Below are 9,858 nucleotides of genomic sequence, written 5' to 3'. Positions count from 1 at the left end.
GAGGCCGCCCGCGCGGTGCTGCCGTTCGCCGTCCTCACCCCCGGCGCGGTGTGGATCGGGGTGTCCGCGGACGGCCTGTTCGCCGGGGTGACCGCCACCGGACTGGCACTGCTCGCGCTGTCCGCGCGCGGGTTCACCGACGGCCGCCGGTACGCCGTGCCGGCCGGCGTCGCCGCCGGGCTCCTGCTCGGCTTCGGCATCTTCCTCTCCTACGGCCTGGTGCTGCTCGGCCTGCTCGCGGTGGCCGTGGCCGTCCTCGCGCGGCAATGGCGCGCGGCGGCCCTCGCGATCGCCGGGGCGCTAGTCGTCGTCGGCCTCTTCGCCTGGGCGGGTTTCTGGTGGCTCGACGGCTACCACCTGGTCGTCGAGCGCTACTACCAGGGCGTCGCGCTGGTCCGGCCCTATTCGTACTGGGTGTGGGCGGACCTGGCCGCGGTGACCGTCGCCCTCGGTCCCGCGGTGGTGGCCGCCCTCCGCCGGGGCGTCGCCGGCGCGGGTCGTGGCCTGCTTTCCGATCCGGTGCTGCTCCTCGGCGCCGCCGCGCTGCTCGCCATCGTCTTCGCCGACGTCTCTGGCCTGTCGAAGGCCGAGACCGAACGGATCTGGCTACCGTTCGGGGTGTGGTTGCTGCCGCTGACGGCGTTGCTGCCGCGGCCCGGACGCCGGTGGTGGCTGGCCGCGCAGGCGGCGACGGCGCTGGCGGTCAACCACCTGCTGCTGACCGGCTGGTGAGGGAGACGTGATGAACGATCAGGCCGGGCGGGTGCTCGTGGTCGACGACGACGAGACGGTCCGCGACGTCGTCCGCCGCTACCTGGAGGTGGCCGGGTTCACCGTCGACCAGGCAGGCGACGGCGCGGACGGGCTGGCCAAGTTCGCCGCCCACGAGCCCGACCTCGTCGTCCTCGACGTCATGATGCCGGGCATCAACGGCCTCGAGGTGTGCAAGCGGCTGCGCCAGGTCAGCCAGGTGCCGATCGTCATGCTCACCGCGCTCGGCGAGGAGGAGAACCGGATCGCCGGGCTGCAGCTCGGCGCCGACGACTACGTGACGAAGCCGTTCAGCCCCAAGGAACTCGCGCTGCGCGTCGCCTCCGTGCTGCGCCGCGCGCGGATGCCGCGCCCGCAACCGCCCGCCGCGGTTCTCGCGGACGGCGACCTGCGCCTGCAGATGAACGCGCGCACCGCGACGCTCGGCGGCGTCGAACTGCCGCTCACCACGCGGGAGTTCGACCTGCTGGCGTTCTTCCTCGCCCACCCCGGCGTCGCCTTCTCGCGCGCGGACCTGCTCGAGAAGGTGTGGGGCTGGGACTTCGGCGACCAGTCCACGGTGACCGTCCACGTGCGACGGTTGCGCGAAAAGATCGAGCGCGACCCGGCCAAGCCGGCCCGGGTGGCGACTGTGTGGGGTGTCGGCTACCGCTACGACCGGGAGCAGCCGTGATCGAACCCGGCGAGTCCTTCGACGAGATCGTCACCCACCTCTGGCACATCCTGCCGGTCGCGCTGCTCTTCGCGCTCCCGGTGGCGGCGCTGGGCGGAGTGGTGCTCTACGTGCTGCGCCGCGGCTCCCTGGCCACCACGCTCACCGTGCTGGTGCTGATCCCGGTGGTCGCCACGCTGGTCGGCGTGCTGGGCATCAGCGGGTTCATGTTCACCCCGGCGCTGACCACGATGCTGCTGGTCTGCCTGCTCGTCGCCCTGGTCACCGTGCCCGCGGCGATCGTGTTCGGCCGGGCCGTCGCGCGCCGCAGCGTGTGGGAGCGGGAAGCGCGTGAACGGGAACGCGCGGCCGAGGCGTCCCGCCGCGAGCTGGTCGCCTGGATCAGCCACGACCTGCGCAGCCCGCTGGCCGGCATCCAGGCGATGGCCGAGGCGCTGGCCGACGGCGTGGTGTCCGAACGCGACGAGGTCGCCGACTACGCCCAGCGGATCACCGGCGAGACCACCCGGCTGTCGGCGATGGTCGGCGACCTGTTCGAGCTTTCGCGGATCACGGCCGGCGCCCTCGAACTGACCATGTCCGCGGTGCCGCTGCAGGACGTCGTCAGCGACGCGGTCGCCGCGCAGGCTCCGGTGGCCGAGCGGAAGCGCGTGCGGGTGCTCGCCAACGCGTCGACCTGGCCGGTGGTGGCCGGGAGCGACCCGGAGCTGGCCCGGATCGTGCGGAACCTGGTCTCCAACGCCATCCGGCACACCCCGCCGGACGGGACGGTCGCGGTGCAGATCGGCGTCGACGGCGACGAAGCCCTGCTCGCCGTCGACGACTCGTGCGGCGGCATCCCGGACGACGAGATCACCCGCGTTTTCGACGTCGCCTTCCGCGGGACGCAAGCGAGGACGCCGGAACGCGGCGGCACGACCAGCGGCGGCGGGCTCGGGCTGGCCATTGCCAAGGGCCTGGTCGAGGCCCACCGCGGGAAGATCGGCGTGCACAACCACGGGCCGGGCTGCCGGTTCGAGGTGCGGCTGCCCCTGGCGATGCCCTAGAGGCCGTAGGTCCGGCTCATCGCCCGCAGGGTCCGGACCACCGCGGCCCTGAGTTCGGCCGGCGCGAGCACTTCGACGTCGGCGCCGAGCTTGAGCAGTTCGGGCACGGCGGCCTCGACCGACTCGACGGGGATCTCGACCTCGGTCCAGCCCACCGCGTCCGGCCCGGCCGTGGTCTTCCGGGCCGCGGCGACGGCGGGCTCCAGCAGCTGGGTCAGCCGCTCCAGGCCCTGGGCCGAGAGGCGGAGGACCGCGGTGCCGCGGTGCCGGCGCCGGTCGAAGTGCTCGAGGTAGCTCTCCCAGTGCGACGCCAGGTCGAAGCCCTCGGCGCGCTCGAACCGCTGCGGGAGGACGTCGACGTCGAGGACCCGGGAGATTCGGTAGGTGCGGAAGCGCTCCTCCCCACGGGCCACGAGGTACCAGTTCCCCGCCTTCAGGACCAGCCCGTGCGGCTCGACGGTCCGGGTGATCTCGTTCGGTTCCGCCCAACGCTCGTAGCGGATCCGCACGCTGCGCTGCTCCCACGTCGCCGCCGCGATCGGCGCCAGGTGGGGGATCGGCTCGGTGCCGAGGTACCACGGCGGAAGGTCGAGGTGGAACCGGTCGGCGACCCGGCCCGCGCGCTCGCGCAGCTGGGCGGGCAGGGCGGCCATCAGCTTGAGCTGCGCGGTGGCCGTCTCGGCGGCCAGGCCGAGCTGGGCGGCCGCGGTCGGCAGCCCGGTCAGGAACAGGGCCTCGGCCTCGTCCGCGGTGAGCCCGGTGAGCCGGGTCCGGTAGCCGTCGAGCAGCCGGTAACCGCCGTCGTGGCCCGGCTCCCCGTACACCGGTACGCCGGCGGCGCCGAGCGATTCGACGTCCCGGTAGACGGTCCGGACGGAGACTTCCAGGGCGTCCGCCAGCTCCTGCGCGGTCATCCGGTTCCGGGACTGCAGCAGCAACAGCAGGGACACCAGACGGGTTGCGCGCATGCCCGTGAGTCTGCCCGGATCCACTGACAGAAGGTGTCAGGGAACCGGCGTTAGCGTCCGGCCATGACCTTGATCGACCGCTACGCGGCGGTGTGGAACGAGCCGGATCCCGCCGCGCGGCGCACCGCCATCACCGAACTGTGGGCCGAGGACAGCACGGAGTACACCGAAACCGCCGAACACTGCGGGTACGACGCCCTCGAGGCCCGGATCACCGGCGCGTACGACCAGTTCGTCGCCACGGGCGAATTCGCCTTCGTCGCCGCGGACGACCGCGTCTCGCACCACGACGCGGTCACGTTCACCACGCACATGGTCCCGGCCACGGGCGGCGCGCCGGTGTGGAGCGGCACCGTTTTCCTCTTCCTCGGCCAGGACGGCCGGATCCGGCGCGACTACCAGTTCACCGGCGCGGAAGCGGACACCCGGGCGGTCGTGGCCGAGTTCCTTACCCGGCTGGCCGAGGGCGACCCGGACCGGATCGCCGCACTGTTCGCCGACGCCGTCGACTGGCGGCTCGACTGGCCCGAGGCAGGGCATCCAGCGGTGCCGTGGATCCGGGCGCGGTCGACGCGCGCCGACGTCGCCGGCCACTTCCGCGAGCTGAACGACTTCCACCGCCCCGGCGATCAGGGCGGGCCGAAGCCGAAGACCCTCGTCGAGGGCCGGGACGCCGTGGTGCTCGGCGAAATCCGCCAGACAGTGCGGGCCACCGGCCGCTCTTACTCGGCTCGCTGCGCGCTCCACCTCACCGTCCAAAACGGCGTGATCACGCGGTACCACGTCTACGAGGACAGCCTTTCCGTCGCAGAGGCGTTCGCCGGTTGAGTTTGGACCGGGGCGCGCAGCTCCGCCGTCGCGAAGTCCGCCATGCCCTTCTCGAAGCCGATTTCCGCCGTGAAGCCCAGCAGCTCGCGGGCGCGGGCGGGGTCGGCCACCACGTGGCGGACGTCGGCCGCGCGGGCGCCACCGACCACCTGGGGTGCCGGGCCGCCGCACGCCCTGGCCAGCTCGACCGCCAGCTCGCCCACCGTGTGCGGGGTGCCGGAGCAGACGTTCACCGGGGTGAGGTCGCCCGCCGGGCCGGCCGTCCTGAGCGCCAGGACGTTCGCCCTGGCGACGTCGTGGACGTGGACGAAGTCCCGCTGCTGGCGGCCGTCCTCCAGCACCCGCGGGGCTTCGCCGCGCACCAGCGACGAGCGGAACAGCGACGCCACCCCGGCGTACGGGGTGTTCTGCGGCATCCGCGGGCCGTAGACGTTGTGGTAGCGCATCGCCCACACGCTGCCGCCCGTCTGCCGGGCCCACGCGCCGGCCAGGTGTTCCTGCGCGAGCTTCGTCGCCGCGTACGTGCTGCGGGGGTTCAGCGGCGCGTCCTCGGGCACCAGCTGCCACGCCAGCTCGGCCCCGCAGGACGGGCAGCGCGGCTCGAAGCGGCCGGCGTCCACATCGGACGCGCGGCGCGGCGACGGCGGCACCACACCGTGGTCCGGGCAGGCGTACCGGCCTTCGCCGTAGACGACCATCGACGACGCCAGCACCAGCTTCCGCACGCCCGCCGCGTGCATCGCGGCCAGCAGCACCGCCGTGCCGTAGTCGTTGTGCAGGGCGTAGGACGGCGCGTCCGACGGGTCGACGCCGTGCCCGACCACCGCCGCCTGGTGGCACACCGCGTCGGCGCCGTCCAGCAGTTCCGCGACGATCTCGGTGTCGGTGACGTCGCCGCGCAGGAACCGGTGCCGCCCGGTGTACGCCGGCGGGGTGCGGGAACCGTGCGCCGTCGGGAGCAGGTTGTCGAGCACCACGACGTCGTCACCGCCATCGGCCAGCAGGTCGGCGATGTGTGATCCGATGAACCCGGCTCCGCCGGTGACCAGTACGCGCACACGGCCACGCTAGGGGGCCGTATGCGAGCTTGCCGAGGGCTGCGCGGTCACGTCACCGGATCGTCAGAACTCACCCGGCACCTCCCGCCGCCGGGTGGCCGAAACCGACTACGGTGGGCGCCATGGAACGGAGTGCACAACGGCTGGGCCGGGCCCTCGTGGTCATCGTGGACGATCGCGTGGCGCACGGCGAGCACGAGGACACCAGCGGCCCGCTGGTCACGGAGCTGCTCGAAGAAGCGGGCTTCATCGTCGACGGCGTCGTGGTCGTCGAGGCCGAGACCGCGGGTATCCGCAACGCGCTCAACACGGCCGTGATCGGTGGTGCCGACCTGGTGATCACCGTCGGCGGCACCGGCGTGCTGCCGCGCGACCGGACGCCCGACGCGACCGCCGGTGTGCTCGACCGCCCGATCCCGGGGATCAGCGAGGCGATCCGCGCGTCCGGCCTGGCCGCCGGCGCGGTGGACGCCGGGATCTCGCGGGGGCTCGCGGGGGTGTCCGGCAGCACGCTGGTGGTCAACCTCGCCGGGTCGCGGTCGGCGGTGCGCGATGGGATGGCGACGCTGACCTCGCTCGTTCCGCACGTGATCGACGAGCTTTCGGGCCTCGAAGAGGTCTGATCCACAGTTGACCGGGCCGGACCTTGGCGAGATCGAGGCCTGGTTCGACGGTGTCCTCGCCGGGCGGATCAGCCGCGACGCGGCTGACCGCTGGGCCATGAAGTGGCTCGGCGACGACTTCGGCGGTCAGGTCGATCTCGACGAGCATCAGCTGTGGGCGCTCGAACTGCTCGGGGGCATCGACCTCACCCACGGGCCGGGAGCGGACTTCCTGCACAGCGAGGAACAGATCCGCGGGTGGCGGGACGAGGTGCGGGCACGCCGTCTGTCGTTCGCTCTGGAGTTGTCAAAGAACAGGGCGTGGGACACTGGGGTCATGCCGGGCGAACAGCGGAAACCCCAGACCAGCAGCGAGCGGCGCCGCCGGGTCGACGAGATCTTCGGGGACGTCCTGCCCGAGACGACCTCCGACGAGCGTGACCCCGAGCGGCGCACCGGTCTCCCGGACGACTGGTACCGGGAGAACCGGCCACCGCACCACGACCGCTGAGCGGGGTCAGTCGCGGCTGTTGTCGCGCTGGGCCTGGGCGCGCAGCAGGTCGCGGATCTCGGTGAGCAGCTCGACGTCGGTGGGCTCGGACGGGCCCGGCTCCTGGCCGCGCTTGCGCCGCTCCTGCACGTGCTTCACCGGCAGCACGATCACGAAGTAGACGACCGCCGCGACCAGCACGAAGTTGATCGCCGCGTTGATCACGCCGCCGAAGTCCAGGAACGTGGCTTCGTTGTTGGCGAAGATCTGGTAGCCGAGACCCTTGGCGGCGTCCGTACCCCCGATCGTGCTGATCAGCGGCTTGATGAGGCCGTTGGTGAACGCCGTGACGATCGCCGTGAACGCCGAGCCGATGACCACCGCGACGGCGAGGTCGACGACGTTGCCGCGCATCAGGAAGTCTTTGAAACCCTTGAACACTTGCTCTCCTCGAGGACGGGCTGGTGGGGGCTAGCGGAGAGTAACCGTTACCGGGTGCTCCAGTGAAATCGCCGCTACCCTCGTCGCGATCGCCTCCGGCAGCCGCAGCAGGACCAGCGGTCCCTTCGCCGCGGACGGCTCCTGGTGCCCGATCGTCACCACCGTGGCCCCGCCTGCCAGCACAGAAGCGGGTGCGCCCGCCTCCGGCGCCGCGACGACGTCCACGCGGCTGCCCGGCGTCAGGAGCTCGGCGACCGCGGCGTCGGCCAGCCGGACCGGCACGGTCGACGTCCCGGGATCACCCGGAACGGGGATGGTGGCCAGCCGGAGGTCGGTCAACGGCTCGCCGGCGCGAACGGCACCGGCCAGCGAGCGCCCGTCGACGAGGTCGAGGGAACTCAGCACGCCGGAAGGACGAGCGTCGTCGGGGAAGTCGGCCAGCCGGACGTCGGCGGCGCGCAAGGCCGCGCCGGCGGGGAGGTCGTGCGCGGCGACGACGGTCGGTTTCGCCGGTGCGCCCCGCGCGGAACCGGGGTTGGCGCACAGCAACGCGCCGGCCAGCAGCAGGCAGGCGGCGAGCCAGCGGCGGATCAGCCGCGTCCGCCGGCCTCGCAGCCGGGACAAGTCGGGTGGGTGGAACCTCGCCAGTGCGTCCACGGTGCCCCCTCGGTCGGATCGGGTGCGACGGCTTGCCGCACGAGATCGACGTTAGGGAAGCCGGACGGGCCGCCGGAAGGGCCTCGTCCGGCACCTGTGGACAACCGGGGTGTTGTGGATAACTCCGCGGCTCAGGAGGCCGCGGCGGTCGTTTTCGTCGTACCCGAGGAGGAAGATGCCGAGCTCGTGTCCGACTTCGACTCCGTCTTGGTCTCGGACTTCGCCGGCGTCGCGGCGGTGCTCGACTTCTTCGAGTCGCGCGAGTCGGTGCGGTAGAACCCGCTGCCCTTGAAGACGACGCCGACCGAGCTGAAGACCTTGCGCAGCGTGCCGGAGCACTGCGGGCAGACGGTCAGGCTCGGGTCCGAGAACGACTGCACGGCTTCGAACCGGTGGTCGCATTCTTTGCAGGCGTACTGGTACGTAGGCACTGACGGCTCCTTTGCTGGCACTCATCCGACCAGAGTGCTAACCCAATTGTGCTTGAAAGCATTCCCCGAAGGCAATTCCTCGTTGCTCACATCGGCAGCTCGAGCACGCCTCGACCGGGCGTCAAGGCCGCGCTCATGCGCACGTCGTGAGGTTCCCCCGGCAGCCGTTCGACCAGCTCTTCGTCCCGGACGACGGCCAGCAGCACCGCACCGGGCGCCGCGAACACCAGCGAGCGATCGTAATGGCCGGCGCCCCGGCCGAGCCGGATGCCCCGGTGGTCGACGGCCAGCGCGGGCACCAAGATCAGCCCGGCCGCCCCGACAGCCTCGCTGCCCAGGCGTTTTCCGCCCGGTTCGCGGATCCCGCGGAACCGGCTCGGCACCAGATCGGCCTCGCCCGTGTACTCGGCCCAGTCGAGCGGATCGGTCCGCGACACGATGACCGGCAGCAACACGCGCGCGCCGCCGGCCGCGAGCGCGTCGACGAGCGCCGCCGTGCCCGGTTCGGTGCCGAACGGCAGGTACGCGCACACCGTGCCGGATGTGACCTTCGACACCGCGCTGACCAGTGCCGATGCCTCCCGGGCGTGCGATTCGGCGGTCTGGTCCGCCCGCGCGCGGGTCAGCCGGTCACGCCACTCCGCCTTGCTCAGGTGCTCATTGCCCAGCGCGTGCATGACCTCACGTTAGGCTTTGCGCCCATGACGGGCGCCGCAACCACCCAGACGTTCAGAACCGCCATCGTGCCGGCCGCCGGCCTCGGGACACGGTTCCTCCCGGCGACGAAGGCCGTGCCCAAGGAACTGCTGCCCGTGGTGGACACGCCGGGCATCGAGCTGGTCGCGGCCGAGGCCGCCGCCGCCGGGGCGGAACGCCTGGTCATCGTGACCTCGCCGGGCAAGGAAGCCGTCGTCAAGTACTTCGAGACGCAGCCCGAGCTGGAGGAGAACCTCAAGGCCAAGGGCAAGGACGAGCTGCTCGAAAAGGTCCGCCGCGGGCCCGCGCTGCTCGCCGTCGAGACCGCGATCCAGGAGCAGGCACTCGGCCTCGGCCACGCCGTCGCGCAGGCCGAGCCGAACCTGACGCCCGACGACGAGGCCGTCGCCGTGCTGCTCCCGGACGACCTCGTGCTGCCGACCGGCGTGCTCGAGCGGATGAGCGCGGTCCGGGCCGAGCACGGCGGCAGCGTGCTCTGCGCGTTCGACATCCCGAAGGCCGAGATCTCGCCGTACGGCGTGTTCGACGTCAGCGACACCGACGACGAAGACGTCAAGCGCGTGCACGGGATGGTCGAGAAGCCGAAGCCGGAGGACGCGCCGTCGACCTACGCCGCGGCCGGGCGCTACCTGCTCGACCGGGCGATCTTCGACGCGCTGAAGCGGATCACGCCGGGCAGCGGCGGCGAACTGCAGCTGACCGACGCGGTCGCGCTGCTGATCACCGAGGGGCACCCGGTGCACATCGTCGTTCACCGCGGCGGACGCCACGACCTGGGGAATCCGGGTGGTTTCCTGCGCGCCGCGGTCGATTTCGCGCTTGAAACGCCCGAGTACGGTCCATCTTTACGGGCGTGGCTGACGGAACGGATCGGGACAGATCGCCCATGACGGAATCCCTCGACGCGGCACGGCCCGAAGTGGCCGAGGAGGAGGCCGAGTTCCGCTCGGTCGACGCGCAGATCTCCATGACGCTGGACGCCGCCGTCCGGCCCCGGCCGGTGCGGGTGGCGATCTCCGAGGCCCAGGGCCTGCTCTGCGCCGAGGAGGTCGTCGCCGAGCACGCGCTGCCCGGGTTCGACCAGGCCGCGATCGACGGGTACGCGGTGCGCAGCGTCGACGTGCGCACCGCCGGGCAGGAGCCGGTGCAGCTGCCGGTCGTCGGGGAGATCGCGGC

12 protein-coding genes and 2 pseudogenes are annotated in these 9,858 nt (G+C 72.3%); 8 read left to right on the top strand and 6 right to left on the bottom strand.

What is annotated here, in order from left to right; genetic code table 11:
- The 3 genes and pseudogenes from G3I65_RS28240 to G3I65_RS28230 form a co-directional block, all read left to right on the top strand.
- Positions 1–732 (top strand): annotated as a pseudogene (locus G3I65_RS28240) (hypothetical protein); the annotation flags it as partial.
- Between the two features lie 10 nt (positions 733–742).
- Positions 743–1,444 (top strand): response regulator transcription factor, encoded by a 702-nt coding sequence (locus tag G3I65_RS28235; RefSeq protein WP_160698797.1) that lies wholly within the window; start codon positions 743–745, stop codon positions 1,442–1,444.
- A complete protein-coding gene (locus tag G3I65_RS28230; protein WP_160698796.1) occupies positions 1,441–2,490 on the top strand; it encodes a sensor histidine kinase KdpD in 1,050 nt (349 codons plus the stop codon). Before G3I65_RS28235 ends, G3I65_RS28230 begins: the two co-directional genes overlap by 4 nt.
- Here G3I65_RS28230 and G3I65_RS28225 read toward each other — a convergent pair.
- Positions 2,487–3,458, bottom strand: a complete 972-nt coding sequence (locus G3I65_RS28225) for a YafY family protein (RefSeq protein WP_160698795.1) — start codon at positions 3,456–3,458, stop codon at positions 2,487–2,489. The two genes, G3I65_RS28230 and G3I65_RS28225, sit on opposite strands and share 4 nt — an antisense overlap.
- Positions 3,459–3,521: 63 nt before the next feature.
- On the opposite strand from G3I65_RS28225, the gene G3I65_RS28220 reads away from it, so the two are divergent.
- Positions 3,522–4,286, top strand: coding sequence for a nuclear transport factor 2 family protein (locus G3I65_RS28220; protein WP_160698794.1), 765 nt, complete (start codon positions 3,522–3,524; stop codon positions 4,284–4,286).
- Here G3I65_RS28220 and G3I65_RS28215 read toward each other — a convergent pair.
- Positions 4,244–5,344 carry an NAD-dependent epimerase/dehydratase family protein gene (locus tag G3I65_RS28215; RefSeq protein ID WP_160698793.1) on the bottom strand — a complete coding sequence of 367 codons (1,101 nt, stop codon included), beginning with the start codon at positions 5,342–5,344 and terminating at the stop codon, positions 4,244–4,246. The genes G3I65_RS28220 and G3I65_RS28215 overlap by 43 nt on opposite strands.
- Before the next feature lie 122 nt (positions 5,345–5,466).
- On the opposite strand from G3I65_RS28215, the gene G3I65_RS28210 reads away from it, so the two are divergent.
- Both G3I65_RS28210 and G3I65_RS56560 read left to right on the top strand, forming a co-directional pair.
- Positions 5,467–5,967: a molybdenum cofactor biosynthesis protein B gene (locus G3I65_RS28210; RefSeq protein ID WP_072476233.1), complete on the top strand. Its 501-nt coding sequence runs from the start codon at positions 5,467–5,469 to the stop codon at positions 5,965–5,967.
- Between the two features lie 7 nt (positions 5,968–5,974).
- Positions 5,975–6,457: a hypothetical protein gene (locus G3I65_RS56560; RefSeq protein ID WP_203612530.1), complete on the top strand. Its 483-nt coding sequence runs from the start codon at positions 5,975–5,977 to the stop codon at positions 6,455–6,457.
- Between the two features lie 6 nt (positions 6,458–6,463).
- Here the strand turns inward: G3I65_RS56560 and mscL are convergent, their stop codons facing one another.
- The 4 genes from mscL to G3I65_RS28185 all read right to left on the bottom strand — a co-directional run bounded on the left by mscL (position 6,464) and on the right by G3I65_RS28185 (position 8,642).
- The gene (gene mscL, locus G3I65_RS28200) at positions 6,464–6,877 is read right to left on the bottom strand and encodes a large-conductance mechanosensitive channel protein MscL (RefSeq protein WP_160698792.1); all 414 of its coding nucleotides are present in this window, start codon (positions 6,875–6,877) and stop codon (positions 6,464–6,466) included.
- Between the two features lie 30 nt (positions 6,878–6,907).
- Positions 6,908–7,534: an SAF domain-containing protein gene (locus G3I65_RS28195; RefSeq protein WP_160698791.1), complete on the bottom strand. Its 627-nt coding sequence runs from the start codon at positions 7,532–7,534 to the stop codon at positions 6,908–6,910.
- Between the two features lie 131 nt (positions 7,535–7,665).
- Complete coding sequence (locus G3I65_RS28190; RefSeq protein WP_125312452.1) at positions 7,666–7,965, bottom strand: FmdB family zinc ribbon protein; 300 nt, start codon at positions 7,963–7,965, stop codon at positions 7,666–7,668.
- An 86-nt stretch (positions 7,966–8,051) separates the two neighbouring features.
- Positions 8,052–8,642, bottom strand: coding sequence for a 5-formyltetrahydrofolate cyclo-ligase (locus G3I65_RS28185; protein WP_160698790.1), 591 nt, complete (start codon positions 8,640–8,642; stop codon positions 8,052–8,054).
- Between the two features lie 24 nt (positions 8,643–8,666).
- Here G3I65_RS28185 and G3I65_RS28180 point away from each other — a divergent pair, with 24 nt between their 5' ends.
- Both G3I65_RS28180 and G3I65_RS28175 read left to right on the top strand, forming a co-directional pair.
- A complete protein-coding gene (locus tag G3I65_RS28180) occupies positions 8,667–9,572 on the top strand; it encodes a UTP--glucose-1-phosphate uridylyltransferase (protein WP_160698789.1) in 906 nt (301 codons plus the stop codon).
- Positions 9,569–9,858: pseudogene (locus G3I65_RS28175) on the top strand (molybdopterin molybdenumtransferase); the annotation flags it as partial. The gene G3I65_RS28180 and the pseudogene G3I65_RS28175, both read left to right, overlap by 4 nt.

It is taken from the genome of Amycolatopsis sp. SID8362, assembly GCF_010550475.1.
GTDB classification, from domain to species: domain Bacteria; phylum Actinomycetota; class Actinomycetes; order Mycobacteriales; family Pseudonocardiaceae; genus Amycolatopsis; species Amycolatopsis eburnea.
This window is presented reverse-complemented; position numbering and strand designations above follow the sequence as displayed.